Raw genomic sequence first — 17,092 nt, forward strand, 5'->3', positions numbered from 1 at the left:
TGCATGCACTTCTTGCATTCCGTCTGCAGACGGAAAAATTTCATTTATGAAATCAATAGAATAAAATCTGGCATGACCATTGCATACACTTTCCTGTAACCAATTAAAACCGGCAGAACCGCCGTCAGGGGAGCATTCCGATGACCAGACTCCTTTCCATGAAACGCCGCCATTTTCTTCAGGCTTCCGCCGCCGCCACGCTCGTCGGCGCGGCGCCCGGTCTCCTCTCCTCGCGCGCATTTGCGCAGACGGCTCTCACTGTCGGCTTCATCTATGTCGGCCCCAAGGATGACTATGGCTACAACCAGGCGCACGCCGAGGGGGCTGCTGCCATCAAGGCGATGCCTGGCATCACCGTCGTCGAAGAAGAGAACGTGCCTGAAACGGTCGACGTGCAGAAGACGATGGAATCGATGATCAATCTCGATGGCGCCGCCCTGCTCTTCCCGACCTCCTTCGGCTATTTCGATCCACACATGCTGGCCATGGCCGCCAAGTATCCCGATATCCAGTTCCGGCATTGCGGCGGGATGTGGCAGGAGGGCAAGCACCCGGCCAATACCGGCTCCTATTTCGGTTATATTTTCCAGGGGCAATATCTGAATGGCATCGCCGCCGGCCATGCGACGAAGAGCAAGAAGGTCGGCTTCGTCGCCGCCAAGCCGATCCCGCAGGTCCTGCAGAATATCAACGCATTCCTCCTTGGCGCGCGCGCGGTCGATCCTGGTATCACCTGTCAGGTGATTTTCACCGGCGAGTGGTCGCTCGCCGTCAAGGAGGCGGAGGCCACCAACGCGCTGGTCGACCAGGGCGCCGATGTCATCACCTGCCATGTCGACAGCCCGAAGGTGGTGGTCGAAACGGCCGCCGGCCGCGGCGCCTTCGTCTGCGGCTACCACGCCAACCAGAGCCCGCTTGCGCCGGAGAAATATCTCACCGGCGCCGAATGGGCCTGGGGCAATGTCTATGGCGACTTCGTCAAGAAGGCGCAGGCCGGCGAAAAGCTCGGCAACTTCGTGCGTGGCGGCCTGAAGGACGGCTTCGTGAAGATGAGCGCGCTCGGCCCCGGCGTTTCCGAGGCAGGCCGCAAGGCGTTCGAAGCGACCCATGCCGACATGATGAAGGGCGGCTTCTCGGTCTTCAAGGGGCCGCTGAAGGACAACAAGGGTGACACTGTCGTGGCTGCCGGCAAGGCCTATGCGGAAGAAGCGATCGAGCTTGAAAGCATGAACTACCTGGTCGAGGGTGTCGTCGGGTCGACGGCGTAAAACCGCGAGAGGGGAGAAGCGACATGACCGTTCAGGCCGATGATCCCGCAATACCAGTCGTCTCCGGCAACCGCGCCTCGCTGCGTCCGCTGTTCGAATGGATGGCGCGCAGGGCCGAACCCGTCATCATCGGCCTTGCCGCCATCCTGATCGGGCTCGGGCTCTTTTCCCTCTTCATCCTGGCGATCGGCAAATCGCCGGCCATGCTCTTCTACCTCATGTACACCGGCGGCTTCGGCAGCTGGTTTTCGGTACAAAACAGCTTAAGCCGTGCCGCACCCCTTCTCCTGACGGCACTCTGCGTCGCCCTGCCCGCCCGCCTCGGCCTCGTCATCATTGGCGGGGAAGGAGCGGTCGTGCTGGGCGGCGTTGCTGCCGCCGCCATGGCCATGCCGCTTGTGAACTCTGTCCCTGTATTTCCCACTCTCATTCTGATGGCGATGGCCGCCATGGTCGTCGGCGGCGTCTGGATCGGCTTTGCCGGCTTCCTGCGCCACTACCGCGGCGTCAACGAGACCATCTCCTCGTTGCTGCTTTCCTATATTGCCATCGCCCTGATGAACCAGTTCGTGGAAGGGCCGCTGCGCGACCCCGCCAGTCTGAACAAGCCCTCGACCAGGCCGTTACCGGCCGACTACATGCTCGGCAACATTTCCGGCATGGATGTGCATTGGGGCCTCGTCATCGGCATCCTCGCCTGCATCTTCTCCTGGATCCTGATCGAGGTTACGAGCTACGGTTTTGCCGCGCGCATCGCTGGCGGTAACGTGCGCGCCGCCCAGATCCAGGGCTTGCCGGTCGGCAGGCTGATTGCCGGCTTCACAGCGATCGCCGGTAGTTTCGCCGGTCTTGCCGGCATGATCGAGGTCGCCGCCGTCCAGGGCAGCGCCAATGCCTCGCTCGCCGCCGGTTACGGCTATACCGGCATCCTCGTCGCCTTCCTCGCCCGCCACAATCCGCTGGCGATCATCCCCGTTGCGATCCTGCTCGGTGGCATAGAGGCCTCGGGCGGCCTGATCCAGCGCCGCATGGGCCTGCCCGATGCCACCGTATTGGTGCTGCAGGGCACGCTCTTCATCGTCATCCTCTTCTGCGAGACCTTCTACGGGCGCCTCAGGATCTTCAATCCCGACCTCTGGAAAAGGAGCCTCTGATGGATGAGACGGGCATCGGCATCTGGGGCGTGCCACTCGCGATCCTGGCGGGCGCCATCCGCGTTTCCACCCCCTTCATCTTCGTCAGCCTCGGCGAGACGATCACCGAGCGCTCCGGCCGCATCAATCTCGGCCTGGAAGGTACGCTCGTCTTCGGCGCGATGACGGCCTACGCCGTCGCTGTCATGAGCAATTCGCCCTGGCTCGGCGTGCTTGCCGCCATGGCGACCGGAGCCACGTTCGGTCTCGTTCACGGCTGGATCTGCAAATGGCCGAAGGTGAACGACATTGCGATCGGCATCGCCATGATGCAGTTCGGCCTGGGCCTCGCCTTCTTCCTCGGCAAATCCTTCATCCAGCCGGTGGCGCCGCATCTGCCGTCCATCCCGTTCGGCTTCTGGTCGAGCCTGCCGCAGATGCAGGCCGCGCTGAACATCAATGTGCTCTTCATCCTCGGCGCCTTGCTTGCCTTCGCGCTCCGGTGGGGTTTCAGGAATACGCGGGTGGGTCTCATCCTGCGCGTCGTCGGCGACAGCACGGATGCAGCCCGCGCTATGGGCATCAACCCGGATCGCGTGCGTCTGCTGGCCACCGCCGCGGGCGGCTCGCTGGCGGCGATCGGCGGCGCATATCTCTCGCTCTATTATCCCGGCTCCTGGAACGAGGGTATTTCGTCAGGCCAGGGCCTGATGGCCGTGGCGCTCGTCATCTTCGCGCGCTGGAACCCGATCGGCTGCTTCTTGGCCTCCCTGCTCTTCGGCGGCGCAGGTGCGCTCGGTCCGGCACTGCAATCTATCGGCGTGACCCACGGCTACTATCTCTTCTACGCCGCGCCCTACGTGCTCACCCTTATCATCATGATCGCGACCTCCTCGCCGACACACTCGCTTGCCGGTGCGCCGGGCGCGCTGTCGCTGACAAAATGACGAGGTTGCAGCTGACGTCCAGCCTCGGCGCATCGAAAGGACCACAGCGGTCCAACCGCGACGGCAAAACATTCAAACTTGCGGGCAAATAGGAGAAGAAGCCGATGGACGCCATGGTCGAGACCAAAGGACATTAATCGACGCCGATCCCTATCCCTGGCCCTATAATGGCGCCTTGCGGCCGGACAATACGGCCCTCATCATCATCGATATGCAGACCGATTTCTGTGGCAAGGGCGGCTATGTCGATCACATGGGTTACGACCTGTCGCTGGTTCAGGCGCCCATCGGGCCGATCAAACGCGTGCTGGCCGCCATGCGCGCCAAGGGCTATCACATCATTCACACCCGCGAGGGTCATCGGCCCGATCTCGCCGACCTGCCGGCCAACAAACGCTGGCGTTCACAGCGCATCGGCGCCGGCATCGGCGATCCGGGCCCGTGCGGGCGCATCCTCACACGCGGCGAACCCGGCTGGGACATCATTCCGGAACTCTATCCGATCGAAGGCGAGACGATCATCGACAAGCCCGGCAAGGGTTCTTTCTGCGCCACCGACCTGGAGCTAATCCTCAATCAGAAGCGCATCGAGAACATCATCCTGACCGGCATCACCACCGACGTCTGCGTCTCCACGACCATGCGCGAGGCCAACGACCGCGGCTTCGAATGCCTGCTGCTGGAAGATTGCTGCGGCGCGACCGATTACGGCAACCACCTCGCCGCCATCAAAATGGTGAAGATGCAGGGTGGCGTCTTCGGCTCCGTCTCCAATTCCGAAACGCTCGTGAGCCAGCTGCCATGAGCACGATCCGCGACACGCCACTCCCGCAAGCCGGCAGGGCCGTCGGCATCGACACGATCGACATGACGATGCGCTTCGGCAGCTTCACCGCGCTCGAGCATGTCTCGATCAAGGTGCCTGCGGGCAGCTTCCATGCCCTGCTCGGCGAAAACGGCGCCGGCAAGTCGACGCTCGTCAAATGCATCATGGGTTTCTATCACGCGACATCCGGCTCGCTCTCCGTCGATGGTCGCGAAGTGGCGATCGCCTCGCCCAAGGACGCTGCGACCTATGGCCTGGGCATGGTCTATCAGCATTTTACGCTGGTTCCTTCGCTAACGGGTGCCGAAAACCTCGTCATCAGCCGGGCCGAAGTCCCCGCTATCATCAATTGGGCGAAGGAGCGGAAGGATCTTGGGGCCTTCATGGAGCGAATGCCCTTCAAGATCCCGCTTGACCGGCCGGTGAGCGAGCTTGCCGCCGGCGAGAAGCAGAAGCTCGAGATCGTCAAACAGCTCTATCTCGGCCGCTCCTTCCTGGTTCTCGACGAGCCGACCTCGGTGCTGACGCCCGCAGAAGCCGATGAGATGCTCGGCCTCGTGCGCGCGATGACGCAGCGTGGCGAGCTGACCGTGCTGATGATCTCCCACAAGTTTCCCGAGGTGGCGAAATTTGCCGATGCCGTATCGATCCTGCGGCGCGGCAAGCTTGTCGGCACTGGAAAAGTCGGCGAAGTTTCGACAGCCGAGATGGCGGCGATGATGATCGGGGACGTCAAACTCGCCGAACTCGATGCCCGCGTCCCCGTCCCGGAAACCGCAAAGCCGGTCCTCGAAGTGGCGCAGGTCAAAGCGCCGGATCGGTCCGGCCTCAAAACCATCGAGATCGACAATCTCAAGGTGCGCGCCGGCGAGATCGTCGGCATCGCCGGCATATCTGGCAATGGGCAGAAGGAACTGACGGAAATCCTTGCTGGCCAGCGGCCGACCAATATCGGCCGTGTCAGCGTCAAAGGCGCGGCTTATAGCGCAACACGTCGCGAGACCCGCAAGAACAATGTCCGCTTCATCCCGGAGGAGCCGCTGCAGAACGCCTGCGCTCCGAAAATGACCGTCAGCGAAAACCTCGCCTTCCGCACTTTCGACCTGAAAACGGGCGGCAAGAACGCGATCTGGCTGAACAAGGGCAAGATGAAGAAGCGCGCCGCGGCGCTGATTTCCGACTTCAAGGTGAAGACCGCTTCCGCCTCATCGCCGATCGCGGCACTTTCGGGCGGCAATGTGCAGCGCGCGGTGCTCGCCCGCGAGCTCACCGGCGAGGTGGACCTGCTGATCGTTTCCAACCCCTGCTTCGGTCTCGATTTCTCGGCCGTCGCCGAAATCCGCGCCCGCATCATGAAGGCGCGCAATTCCGGCACTGCGGTCTTGCTGCTTTCCGAGGACCTCGACGAGTTGCTCGAGATGTCCGACCGCATCATGGTCATCTCCGAAGGCAGGCTGGTCTACGAGACAGCGGCGCGTTCGGCCGACATCGGCGTGATCGGCGCCCATATGGCGGGGCATCACTGATGGCTGAGATCAAGGCAGAACCCTTCGCCTTTCCGCTGAAGCATGACCAGCTCGCGCTCATCGTTATCGACATGCAGCGTGATTTCGCCGAGCCCGGTGGCTTTGGCGCCAGCCTCGGCAATGACGTCAGCCGCATCACCAGGATCGTGCCCGATGTCAAACGCTTGATCCAGGGCTTCCGTTTAGCCGGGTTGCCGGTCATCCACACGATGGAATGCCATAGGCCCGATCTTTCGGATCTGCCACCGGCAAAACGCGACCGCGGCGCTCCCGCACTCAGGATCGGCGACGAAGGCCCCATGGGCCGTATCCTCATCGCCGGCGAGCCCGGCACCGCGATCTTGCCGGAACTTGCTCCGGTCAAAGGCGAAGTCGTGATTGAAAAGCCGGGCAAAGGCGCCTTTTACGCAACCGAGCTCGGCGAGGTATTGCAACAGAAGCGCATCAAGCAGCTCGTCTTTGCCGGAGTGACGACGGAAGTTTGCGTGCAGACGACAATGCGTGAGGCGAACGACCGCGGCTATGAATGCCTGCTCGCGGTGGAAGCGACGGAAAGCTATTTTCCGGAGTTCAAGGCCGCAGCCATCGCCATGATCCGCGCCCAAGGCGCAATCGTTGGCTGGACCGCCCATGTCGACGACATATTGGAGAGCATCGTCCATGCCTGAAACGACCCGCGAACTGCTGACCTCGGGCGGCTGGAGGGATCTGGAGTTCGGACCCTTCCGCGATCAGGTGACGATCCACTGGATCCGGACCTTCAAGGGCGACCAGCCCGGCGTGGCGCTCCTGAAATACGAAGCCGGCGCCGGCGTTCCCCGCCATCGGCATGAGGGGCTGGAAACGATTCTCGTGCTCGACGGAGTGCAATCGGATGAAGCCGGCGATTACGGCCGCGGCAGCTACATCGTCAACGCACCCGGTAGCGAACACTCGGTCTGGAGCGACACCGGCTGTGTCGTGCTCATCCAATGGGATCGGCCGGTGACAATATTGGAAGAGCGTGAGCGTAACGCCTGAGCGCCAGGCAAACACATGGCGTTAGCGGAACCCCTGCTCCGGCCATCAGAGCTCCAGCTCCGCGGTTGAGGAAACGTCAAAACTGTTGCAGGTCCATCATGCGCTCCTTTTGCTCTCCAATCCAATCTGGAAGAAATTTTCAATGGCAGGTCATGGGGGCTGAATCTGAGAGCTGCTCTCCACCTCTGGCGCAGTCCAAGGGAATCGAATTATTCACCCCTATCCTCCGCCACGTGGCATAAAGACATCCAAAAATCAGCATTCGCAGACTGAAGTACAGGCGTTCGGCGCGATGGAGACGGCGGAGGCCACATGGCCGAACGCGGGAACTTTCAGAGGTACAAACTCAAGAGACGTCAAATCGCTCGAGCATCTTTCGAAGCTGCAGGTTCTCTTGGTGGAGTTGCCTGATCAGCAATGCCTTGAGCCGTCGGTTTTCCGTATCAAGCACCGCCAACTCGTCAATTGGTGCTTCAACCTTTGCGGCGGATGCCTGGCCGCGCTCGTCACTTTCACCATGTAAGGAATGTTCCAAGCGGCTCTCGTCCATGCGGGGCGCCGCTCCTCGAGCCCGCCGTTTGACTGCATGTTTTGTCGATCTTGAGATGGCGCCAACGGAGCCTTGATCGGTTTTCAAGGAAGGTATCTGCACGGCGTCGGTCAATGACGGCGCAAGCTGCTTTTGGTTGCTGGCGTTATCCCTCTCATCGAGATGATTTCCCGACCGCTGCTCCTGCGGCATTTCTCCAGGCTGATTTGAAACCGCCAATCCCATTTTCGATTCGAATAGGTGCGGCGCGTCCGTCTCGGCCTGACGGGCAAAAGCCTTGAGATCGGTATTTCCCCAGATTGAATCCGGCTGCGTCGTTGATCGCCGGCGGCCCGACTTGAATTCGACGACGAACTTTCGCTGCGGTGTTTTCATTTGTATTCGACCTCTAGTTCTTTACCAAGCTCACGAAACGTCGAACCGCTTCAGCATCTTCTTCAGTTGAGCGTTCTGCAGTTGGAGCTTCTGAGCAAGCTCGCTTTTCAGCGTTTTGATGTCCTCATCAAGGCTCGCCACTTCGTCGAAGAAGGCATCCCGGGAGGATGACGGCTGCACGCGTTGAGTTTCCTGCGCGACGATAGTGCTTCGCGCGACCACGTCTGCCTGGGTTCTCTTTGCACGTTCACGGTGCTTCGTCGGAGCATTTCTTTGAGACTTTAAACTTGTCCCGCTGATCGGCGCCGGTACATCAGCCCTGCCATCAGAGGGACTGGCCTCGTTTGCCGAGGCTGTCCGCGCCGCCTCATCGCTCCGCCGCACCAATGCATGCCCGGCTTCGGGACCGGCTTCCCTCTCATTCGAGCCCGCCGGAACGTGAAAGGCCGGGACAGCCTCATTGCGATCTGCGGAAGCGGAACTTTCGGAGGGGAGTTTCTGCGTCTGCTCCGTATCGATATCGTGAGCCTCGGGATCGGTGGCATGTCCGATCGCGCGCTCCTGCCCCTTTGCCGGTCGCCGCCGCGACGTCAATTCGACAAGGAATTTCCATGGTGTTTTCATGGGCACTTCACCTCAATCAACCCCGACTGCTATTCTGCGGCAGTTGCTCTAACCTCACTGGCAATCCGGCTGGGCACGAGGACGTGCCCAGCGACTATTTCTCCTGCCGAAGATGCCGTGGCTGGGGCCGCTGTCGCGGCCGGATTACATGTGTGCTCTGATCAACCAAGCCCGAGCCGTTTGCGCAGATCGGTATTTTCCTGGCGCAGCTTTTCGGTCAGTAATTTGCGCAGCCGCTTGTTCTCTTCTTCAAGCTGGATCAAATCTTCCAACTCGTCTATTGCGGGTGCCGATACCTCTGCTGTTCGCTCGGCAGACTTCGCCGACCTTCTCCTCGCAACGCCCTTGAGCGCGCTCTTGCTCTCGGAGACTTTCGCCTCGGTCGACTTCGGCTTTCTTCCCCTGCCCCGTCCGCCAGGTTTTGCCGCACCTGCCGCCGACGAGGGTCCGGTCACCGCCTCCGATGCGGCAGGAGCCGGTTCGGCAGCTTGCTTTTGACGACGCGGCGCGCGCTGTTTCTTAACGTCCGTTTTTATGGGCGCATCGGTTTCCGCAACTCCGGTAGCGGTGCCTGTATTATTCTCTTCAGCCATCGGTCATCTCCTTTATAGCCAAGTTTCTTTTCAACTGACTGAAAGACGGAGTCAACAATGGCGCTATGGGATCGTCGACGAGCGGTGGCGGCAGTGCCATTCTCAGGCCTAAAGGAAGGCCGAACGTCCGTCGCTCGTGAAGGGATCTGAACCAGCGCCGACTCATTCAAATGACCTGAGCATTTTCAAAACCGACCTTTGACGCGTGAGGCCTACGATGCTGGGACATCGGTGATAGAGACGATCGGCTAATTCAGCGTCCGCAAAATCGCGCGGTAGAAGTTGCACCCGTAAGCGCGCCGTGACGGGCCGATTTGACAAAGAGTTCGTGGAACGACTGGCTGGATCAGGCGCCGGCGGTCTCCATATCCGCACCGCTGAAAGGAGAGCGTGCTGCGGAAAATGGTGTCACCGCAGGCCAATGAGCTCCTCAACATCGACGCCGCAATGCTTCATATTCGGCCGGTGGCGGGAGACGTGTTCTCCTCGCCGACCGACTCCGACCGAGGCGTGCTGCCGAAGAGGTTTCGAAAGTAGCCGATAATCCGGGGACTCGTCGAGCCTTGGAGGTCCTGAGTGGCGTAGCGTTGACGATCGCTGGTCGAGCCTCATGACATTGGCAGCGATGGAACGGCCAGCGTTGGCGCAGCCGCTGTGCGCTGGTGAAGATCACAATGATCGCGCCTTTCCAAAAGGTGATGGCGCGGGTGATCACGAAGAATGTCAAGCAAGACCGCCTGCTCCGTCGCAGCCATTCAGAAACAAGTTTTGAACTCAGGCCCTTTGAGGTATTCGTCATAGACCCAATGCGCGTCTTGTGCTTCGACGCGTCAATCCCCGGAGTTGCATTATGAAAATTGCGCCGCAGCAGCGGATCTATGTCTGCTTCTTTCTCTTCGCCGTGTCGCTGGGGGCGCTGCTGTCGAGGATGCCGGATTTGCAGGTTTCACTTGGAGTCGACAAGTCCGAGCTTGGGTTGACGTTGATAGGGGCTGCGATCGGCGCCTTGATCTCGTTGACTTTGTCTTCGCCCTTGATCGCCCGGCTCGGTGCACGGACGACGGCGTTTATTACGGTTCTCGGCACGTCTGCGCTGCTGTCGCTGGTGCCATGGATCGGTGCCGCGCCGGCCGTGTTCTGTTTGCTTTTCTTCGAGGGACTGCTCGCCGGAGCGCTGGAGATCAATCTCAATGTCGAGATCGACCGCATCGAAGCGCAGCTAGGACGCGGCGTAATGAACAGAGCGCATGGTTTCTGGAGCCTCGGCTTCTTCGTAACGGCGCTTGTCTCTTCGGTCGTCCGCCAGGCCGGTATTTCGATGCAGCTCCATCTCGCCGTGACCTTTATCGCGGTCCTTGTCATCGGCATCTGGGCAATCGCCGGCATGCGCAATGCGCCAGCGCGTATTACGTTGGACGAGGGCAAGGCGCCGCCGGTGGCGCTTCCCACGTGGGGACTAATGCCGCTCTGCGTAATCGGCATCGCCGCCTTTCTCGTCGAAGGTGCCGGAATCGACTGGTCGGCGATCTATATGCGCGACGTGTTTTCAGTCGAACCTTTCATCGGCGGGCTGGGACTGACACTCTTTACCTTTTGCATGGCGCTGGCGCGCCTGTTCGTTGATCCGCTGGTCGATCGGTTTGGCGCGCGCGCCGTCGCCACGATGCTGCTTGTTCTTTCGGCAACCGGCATCTGCGCCGTCTGGGGCGCGCCCCATGCCTATGTCGCACTGACGGGCTTTGCCTTGATGGGCGCCGGCTGCAGCGCGGTTTACCCCCTCGCCGTCTCCGCGGCTGCCCAGCGCACTGACCGCGCGGCGTATCTCAACGTCGCCGCTCTCGGCCAGATGACCTTCGTCGTCTTCTTCCTGGCGCCGCCGCTGCTCGGTTTCATCGCCGAACATGCAGGTATCAGGACATCCTATCTCGTCTGCCTTCCGCTGATCATCTACGCGCTCCTTTCGGTCAAGGCGCTTGCCCCGCGCCGCGCTGCGGGCGGCGGTAGCGCTACCGCTGTTCAGAGTGTCAACCGATGACCGATCGTGGTGCCGGTTCCCTACTGCGGGATTGATACAGCTAAAGAATAGGTGATGACGCCGGGCTCTATTGACTACTTGGTGTCTACGGCCTCCCTCGCCATGTGTTCTTACATGAGGGCGGAACTAAACTGATCGGTAAACGGTTGTTTAGTAACCCAAACCGCGATTTCGGCGCGTTCTTCAAAAGGAGCGCATCTTGACCCATAATCTTCCGGCGCGCACCTCCTCTACCCGTGACAGACGAGCGCCGAAAACTCGCGACGTCGCACTGGCCGGCGACACGGCAGATGCAGGCCAAGATCACGTTCGCGTCGTTTCACGAAGAAGGGTGAAACGAAGTCCGGGGTGGTCGAACAGAGCGTTATCTGCGGTTTTATTGCTGTCACTCGTCTCCTGTACGAACAAGGATGAGCAGTCTCACAAGCAAATGCAGGAAATCCTCCTGTGGAGCGCCAGCGCCGAGATGATCCTCGATGCCCGCCTTGGCGGACGTGTTCCAGAAGGCTTTACCGATCTTGCCGTGCAACGATGCCATAGGGAGATATTGCAACTCTCATCGCAGCTGCCGCAAACCTCGAGATATGACGAAGCGAGAGCGGCTGTCGTTAGGCTCAATGGATTGATCGCCGCGGCGCACGACGAGATCGGACAGGGACGATTCGACCAGGCCCATCAAGATCTTGTCGAGCTTCACAGCTACGAGGTCGACCAGCGTATACTCCTTGGTGCAGGCGGATGAAAAAGCTGCTTCAAATTTCGCTGGGGATAGTCACCAGCGTCGGGGGATTTATTGAAACCGGCCAGATCGCAACGTCGAGCCAGGCGGGGGCAACCTATGGGTTCAGCTTGCTTTGGCCCATTGTCATCGGCACGGTATGTCTCATCTTCCTGATTGAAATGTCGGGGCGATTTGCCATTGCGAGCCGTCACACCGTCGCCGATGGGATGAGGGAACGTTTTGGAGCGAATTACTTCCTGGTCACTTTATCGATCATTTCGATCGTCAATCTGCTCGTCCTCGCGTCAGAGATTGGCGGGATTGCGCTAGCACTGCAATTTGTCAGCGGCGTCGGTTTTCAGTGGTGGGCCTTGCCGGTAGCCTTGACCGTATGGCTTCTGCTCTGGAAGGGCACATTCGGCATGATCGAAGATGGTGTAGCCCTCATGGGCTTGGTGGCGGTATGCTTTGTGGTGGGTGTATTTGTCATGGATCCGCCCTGGCTGGAGGTGGCAAAAGGGCTGGTGCCGATGCTGCCGGATAAAGAGCCGCTGCACTATGGTTTCATTGCTGTCAGCATTCTCGGCGCCGTGATAGCCCCGTTTCTGTTCTTGTTTTACTCGTCAGGCGCGATCGAGGAAAAATGGGATAAGAGCTTCCTCGGCGCCAATCGGGTAATCGCGACGGTGGGGATGAGCTTTGGTGCCGTCATTGCAGCGTCAATCCTGATCGTGGCAGCACTCGTCTTTCCGCCGCGCGGCATCACCGATATCGAAGGATATGACCAGATTGCGCCGATATTGACCCCAGCATTGGGCAAATGGGGTTTTTACCTTTTCGCGGCAACGCTTGGAATCAGCTGCTTCGGCGCTGCGCTCGAAGCAAGCCTTGGTCAGGCATACCTGGTTGCGCAGGGTTTTGGCTGGAATTGGTCGGAAGATGCCAAGCCCCAAACCGATCCAGCATTCTCCCTTGTTTATACAGGCTTCATCGGTATCGCCATCCTGCCGATCGCGATTGGCGTCGATCCCCTGCAGCTGACGATTTTCTCGATGGCGATCACTGCGTTGGCCTTGCCCTTCGGCGTAATTCCGTTTCTGTTTTTGATGAACGATCGCAATTTTGTTGGGAAGCACCGTAATGGATGGATCAGCAATACCGCCGTGTTAGTGATTATCGGCCTGTCGTTCATCGTCGCCCTCATAACTCTTCCCCTGCAGATCTTTGGAGGATGATATGCTTCTGATCCGCGAAGTGCTTGACAAGCAAATGGTCGACAAGAAGCAAAACCGTATCGGCAAGGCAGACGGCGTCGTCCTCAGCCTTTCTGACGGCGACGCTCCCAAAGTCGCGTTCATCGAAATGGGTAGTCTGACGCTGTCGCGGCGGATGGGCCGCCGGCCGCATCGCTTCCTTCTTTGGCTTCTCCGACCAGCTGGAATAGATGAGAATGCCACGGCATTCCGCGTGCCCTGGGAAAAAGTGAGGGACGTTGGGATCAACATCGAAGTAAATGTGGATCGTCGCGAGACGCCGTTGGAGCAGTGTCAGGATTGGCTGAAGCGCCACGTGATCACGTGGATCCCGGGAGGATAATAATGAACGAGGTTCGGCTCGAACTGCTGCTGGGAAAACAGGTCTACGACCTCGACGGCAAGGCCATTGGCCGTGTGGAAGAGGTCAAGGCTGAAGCATGCGGCGCGGATCTCTGTGTCGTGGAATATCACCTCGGCGTCTACAGTCTCTTCGAGCGACTTTCGGCCCTAGCCATCGGTCGCGCGGTACTGACCGCGATAGGGGCGGCAAAATCCGGCAGCAAAAAAGCGGTTCCATGGGACAAGCTCGATATGCGGGATCTCAAGTACTTGCGAGTGACTTGCCGGGAAACCGCCCTGCAGACGCTCGATTGTAGCAGCCTTTCCAGATGTCGCACGCCTCGCCGTTACAGCTCCTCGCCCAACATCACTAGCGACGCCACGTCAGCCTCCCGCCCGTCACCGAGTGCCTTCGCGAGGACCGGTGTCGATGGACCTGGCGCATGGACGTTGACGCGGCGTGGGGCCAGTTCCAATGCCAGCCCTCGGCTAGCGGCGCTCTTCTGCGCTTCGGAGAAATAATAGCCGGCGACCTCGAGTGCGTGATGACGCATTGGGAGGCCGCCGCCAATCTCGGCGACCTCGAGGGCCTTTAACCGAACCGAATCCGCTCGATCGTCGCTTCTCTTACACTATATCTGCCCGGATCGAAGAAATGGGAGCCGAGAATGCAGGAGGAAGGAACAGAAAACCGTGAGCAGCTTGCGGGCCGTCGCGAATGGATCGGCCTTTACGTTCTGTCTATCGCCTGTCTGATCTATTCGATGGACCTATCCGTCCTCTTTCTTGCGATGCCAGCGATTGTCGCTGATCTCGACCCATCCGCATCGCAGCTTCTGTGGATCAACGACATCTATGGTTTCATGGTTGCCGGTTTTCTCGTCACTATGGGTACATTAGGAGACCGGGTCGGGCGTAGGCGTGTGCTGTTGTACGGCGCTGTCGCCTTCGGCGCCGCCTCCGCTTTGGCCGCTTTTTCAAGCTCAGCCCAACAGTTGATCATCGCCCGGGCGCTCCTCGGGATTGCAGGTGCAACGGTTGCTCCCTCGACCTTGTCGCTCATTGCCAACCTCTTTCAGAACGAAGCGGAACGAAATCGGGCCATCGGCGTCTGGGGTAGCGCTTTTGCTCTCGGAGGCCTCGTGGGGCCGTTGGTCGGCGGCGTGCTGCTGCAATATTTCTACTGGGGTTCGGTGTTTCTGATCAATATTCCGGTCATGCTGACACTGCTGATCGTCGCCCCGCTCCTGTTGCCGGAATACAAGAACGACGAAGGCGGCGAGCTTGACCTGCTCAGCGTCCTCTTGTCGCTGGCGACCGTCCTGCCGATCATCTATGGCTTCAAACATATGGCGGCTGATGGTTTCGAACCGCTTCAGCTGGTCCCGGTCGCCATCGGGCTGGTGATCGGCGCTCTATTCGTGCAGCGCCAAAAGCACCTCGTCCATCCACTGATCGATCTCAGCCTTTTCCGCATCCCAGCCTTTACCGCTTCCCTGATGGTCAATCTCGCCGCGATGTTTTTCGTTTTCGGCGTATTCCTTTTCCAGAATCTGTTTCTGCAGCTCGTGCTTGGTCTGTCGCCGCTCAAAGCCGCATTGTGGTCCATCCCACCGTCGCTGGTCTTCACCATCATGTCTTTTCAGGCCTATCGCTTCACCAACCGTTTCGGACCGGTTCGTACGGTTTTGACAGGCCTCGTCATCAATGCTGCCGGAGTGGCTGCGATGGCCGTCGCGGCCTATAATCAAAACCTGCTCGGCGTTCTCGGTTCGAGCATGCTGATTGCCCTCGGTTTCGTGCCTGTCGTTCTCACCACGACAGGCCTCATCGTCGGCACCGCCCCGCCCGAGCGCGCAGGCTCGGCCTCGGCAATATCGGAAACCAGTGCGGAATTCGGCGGTGCCCTCGGTGTCGCCGTCCTTGGCAGTCTCGGCACCGTCGTCTACCGGATGACGATGGGTGACGTGAACTTGAGCGGCCTCGACGCCATGCAGGCATCGGCAGCCTCCGCCACGCTTGCCGGCGCAGTCGAGGTCGCAAAGACCCAGACCACGACCCCAATATGGCTCGAAACGGCAAAAATGGGCTTCTCGCTCGGCTTCGCAGTCTGTTGCGCCCTTGCCTCTGTCACGCTGCTGTTTCTCGCGATCGTCGCCCGCAAAATATATGTGCGCGCCCACATCGACGAAGACGGCGTGCTGCCGCATTGAACTCTCGCTCGCGGACCGTCCCTCTCAAGAGCGCACTACGAGGAGGAGAATGCGGGGACGGGCAGACAGACAATCGAGTTCGGAACATCGGGGCCAGGCCGCGATCCAGCGGTCGGGAATGTCGGCCCTGAGATCAGGACTGCTGTCGCGCAACGCGCTCAGCATTGATGGAACCTCGTCAGATGTCCAATGTTTCCCAGGCAAGGAGATGTCACCATGCATTTGGTACAGATGTTTATTCCAGCGGCATCGCAAGTAGGTATCGATGCCGAAGACCTCATTGCCACTGTCCAGCACGAGATGACGGAGCGGTTCGGTGGGGCGACGGCCTATCTCAATTCCCCCGCAGAAGGACTTTGGTCGAACGGTGCGAGAGAGGAGGAGGATGTGGTTGTTGTGATCGAAGTCATGGTGGACGATCTCGACCGCACGTGGTGGCATCAGTATCGACGTAAACTCGAACAACTGCTCAAGCAGAAGGAATTGCTTGTTCGGGCGCTTCCCGTCGAAACGCTATAACGAGGCAACCCCGATGGACATGCAATTCCGCCATTTTGAAGTTTATCGCAAACCCGGCGAGTTCGCGGGCTGGCCGGCGAACTATGGGTTATGGTCTTGGGGTGACGAAACGGTCGCCGTATTCGCACGCGGAAAACTCGGACCGAAAGAGGAGATCCACGAACTAAACCATAATTTCCCATTCGTACCATGGCAGGCGCGCAGCTTAGACGGAGGCCTTTCATGGACGAGCGAACCGTTCTCAGGCCATGTGCCGGGCGGACGTTCGCTTTCGGCCGATGAACACTTGAGTTTCGATCTCAAGGTTCGCCCGCATCTGTCGATCGATGATGACTTTCGTGGTCTGGATGATCCCATAGACTTTCACGACGATGAGACGATCGTCATGTGCGCCAGAACCGATGTGTGTGGCGATGCTATGAGCTGGTTCTATGTCAGCCGGGATCGCGCGCTGACGTGGCGGGGCCCATATCGCTTCACCGGTTTGGACCTCCCGATCTCAGCGCGCACCGATATTGTTGCTCTTGGCACGGACGATGCCCTCTTCCTGCTGGGTACCTCCAAATACGATGGATCCGAAGGCAGGGTTTTCTGCGCACGCACACGGGATGGCGGGCGCAACTTCGCCATTCAAGGCTTTCTCGATGCGGCACCTGCCGGATATTCGATTATGCCGGCGTCGACGATGCGCTCAGGTGGGGCAATCTTGACCCTGACGCGCTGCATGGGAACGGGCTGCGACAAAGGCTGGATAGAAGCCTTCGCTTCGACCGATCATGGCAAGACTTGGACCGCCAAAGGCTCTATCGTCGACACTGGCAGCAATGGCAACCCGCCGGCCCTCGTGTCGCTCGCCGGCATGCTGGTTCTCGTTTATGGCTACCGTGATCCACCCTTCAGCATCAGGATGCGCGCCAGTTCCGACCAGGGTAGAACGTGGAGTGCCGAGACGATCATCCGGTGCGACGGCGGCACGCCTGATCTCGGCTATGCTCGTGTCGTGAAGACTGGCGAGGGCTCTATCCTGGCAGTTTACTACTTCAACGATGGCAGTGGCGCTGAGCGCTACATCGCCGCCTCCGCCATTACACTGACAAGAGACTGAAAAGGGAGTTACTTTTTGTTCATATCATTGATTTCTGGAACT

The 17,092-nt window shown here is 59.7% G+C and carries 17 protein-coding genes and 1 pseudogene; 15 read left to right on the top strand and 3 right to left on the bottom strand.

The genetic code is table 11. The features are described 5' to 3' along the window. Positions 1 to 140 precede the first annotated feature (140 nt). The 7 genes and pseudogenes from FFM81_RS25470 (at position 141) to FFM81_RS25500 (ending at position 6,720) form a co-directional block, all read left to right on the top strand. Entirely contained in the window at positions 141 to 1,268 is a 1,128-nt protein-coding gene (locus tag FFM81_RS25470) for a BMP family ABC transporter substrate-binding protein (RefSeq protein WP_138385992.1), read from the top strand. A gap of 23 nt (positions 1,269 to 1,291) precedes the next feature. Beyond that, a complete protein-coding gene (locus tag FFM81_RS25475; protein ID WP_173883843.1) occupies positions 1,292 to 2,422 on the top strand; it encodes an ABC transporter permease in 1,131 nt (376 codons plus the stop codon). Beyond that, the gene (locus FFM81_RS25480; protein ID WP_138385990.1) at positions 2,422 to 3,348 is read left to right on the top strand and encodes an ABC transporter permease; all 927 of its coding nucleotides are present in this window, start codon (positions 2,422 to 2,424) and stop codon (positions 3,346 to 3,348) included. Before FFM81_RS25475 ends, FFM81_RS25480 begins: the two co-directional genes overlap by 1 nt. A 104-nt stretch (positions 3,349 to 3,452) precedes the next feature. Next, a pseudogene (gene biuH, locus FFM81_RS25485) lies at positions 3,453 to 4,153 on the top strand (biuret amidohydrolase). Then, on the top strand, positions 4,150 to 5,700 hold the full coding sequence (locus FFM81_RS25490) for an ABC transporter ATP-binding protein (RefSeq protein ID WP_138385988.1): 1,551 nt from the start codon (positions 4,150 to 4,152) through the stop codon (positions 5,698 to 5,700). Before biuH ends, FFM81_RS25490 begins: the two are co-directional and overlap by 4 nt. Continuing rightward, the gene (locus FFM81_RS25495) at positions 5,700 to 6,368 is read left to right on the top strand and encodes a cysteine hydrolase family protein (RefSeq protein ID WP_138385987.1); all 669 of its coding nucleotides are present in this window, start codon (positions 5,700 to 5,702) and stop codon (positions 6,366 to 6,368) included. Before FFM81_RS25490 ends, FFM81_RS25495 begins: the two co-directional genes overlap by 1 nt. Next, a complete protein-coding gene (locus tag FFM81_RS25500) occupies positions 6,361 to 6,720 on the top strand; it encodes a cupin domain-containing protein (protein WP_138385986.1) in 360 nt (119 codons plus the stop codon). The genes FFM81_RS25495 and FFM81_RS25500 overlap by 8 nt, the downstream gene beginning before the upstream one ends. Before the next feature lie 346 nt (positions 6,721 to 7,066). Here FFM81_RS25500 and FFM81_RS25505 read toward each other — a convergent pair whose 3' ends face one another. From FFM81_RS25505 to FFM81_RS25515, 3 genes are all read right to left on the bottom strand, one after another. Further along, entirely contained in the window at positions 7,067 to 7,645 is a 579-nt protein-coding gene (locus FFM81_RS25505; RefSeq protein ID WP_138385985.1) for a hypothetical protein, read from the bottom strand. Between the two features lie 30 nt (positions 7,646 to 7,675). Next, positions 7,676 to 8,269 carry a hypothetical protein gene (locus FFM81_RS25510; RefSeq protein WP_138385984.1) on the bottom strand — a complete coding sequence of 198 codons (594 nt, stop codon included), beginning with the start codon at positions 8,267 to 8,269 and terminating at the stop codon, positions 7,676 to 7,678. A gap of 161 nt (positions 8,270 to 8,430) precedes the next feature. Next, positions 8,431 to 8,862 (bottom strand): hypothetical protein, encoded by a 432-nt coding sequence (locus FFM81_RS25515; protein ID WP_003568571.1) that lies wholly within the window; start codon positions 8,860 to 8,862, stop codon positions 8,431 to 8,433. Between the two features lie 850 nt (positions 8,863 to 9,712). On the opposite strand from FFM81_RS25515, the gene FFM81_RS25520 reads away from it, so the two are divergent. From FFM81_RS25520 to FFM81_RS25555, 8 genes are all read left to right on the top strand, one after another. After that, a complete protein-coding gene (locus tag FFM81_RS25520; RefSeq protein ID WP_138385983.1) occupies positions 9,713 to 10,897 on the top strand; it encodes an MFS transporter in 1,185 nt (394 codons plus the stop codon). A gap of 199 nt (positions 10,898 to 11,096) precedes the next feature. Further along, positions 11,097 to 11,639 carry a hypothetical protein gene (locus FFM81_RS25525; RefSeq protein ID WP_138385982.1) on the top strand — a complete coding sequence of 181 codons (543 nt, stop codon included), beginning with the start codon at positions 11,097 to 11,099 and terminating at the stop codon, positions 11,637 to 11,639. Beyond that, complete coding sequence (locus FFM81_RS25530) at positions 11,636 to 12,853, top strand: Nramp family divalent metal transporter (protein ID WP_138385981.1); 1,218 nt, start codon at positions 11,636 to 11,638, stop codon at positions 12,851 to 12,853. Before FFM81_RS25525 ends, FFM81_RS25530 begins: the two co-directional genes overlap by 4 nt. A gap of 1 nt (position 12,854) precedes the next feature. Next, a complete protein-coding gene (locus FFM81_RS25535; RefSeq protein ID WP_138385980.1) occupies positions 12,855 to 13,214 on the top strand; it encodes a hypothetical protein in 360 nt (119 codons plus the stop codon). 2 nt (positions 13,215 to 13,216) lie between these two features. Beyond that, positions 13,217 to 13,735: a PRC-barrel domain-containing protein gene (locus FFM81_RS33345; protein WP_425504977.1), complete on the top strand. Its 519-nt coding sequence runs from the start codon at positions 13,217 to 13,219 to the stop codon at positions 13,733 to 13,735. 146 nt (positions 13,736 to 13,881) lie between these two features. Beyond that, a complete protein-coding gene (locus FFM81_RS25545) occupies positions 13,882 to 15,426 on the top strand; it encodes an MFS transporter (RefSeq protein ID WP_138385979.1) in 1,545 nt (514 codons plus the stop codon). A 216-nt stretch (positions 15,427 to 15,642) separates the two neighbouring features. Further along, positions 15,643 to 15,945 carry a hypothetical protein gene (locus FFM81_RS25550; RefSeq protein WP_003568560.1) on the top strand — a complete coding sequence of 101 codons (303 nt, stop codon included), beginning with the start codon at positions 15,643 to 15,645 and terminating at the stop codon, positions 15,943 to 15,945. A gap of 13 nt (positions 15,946 to 15,958) precedes the next feature. Next, a complete protein-coding gene (locus FFM81_RS25555) occupies positions 15,959 to 17,050 on the top strand; it encodes a sialidase family protein (protein WP_138385978.1) in 1,092 nt (363 codons plus the stop codon). The last annotated feature ends 42 nt before the right edge of the window (positions 17,051 to 17,092 follow it).

Source organism: Rhizobium hidalgonense (assembly GCF_005862185.2).
Taxonomy (GTDB): Bacteria; Pseudomonadota; Alphaproteobacteria; order Rhizobiales; family Rhizobiaceae; genus Rhizobium; species Rhizobium hidalgonense.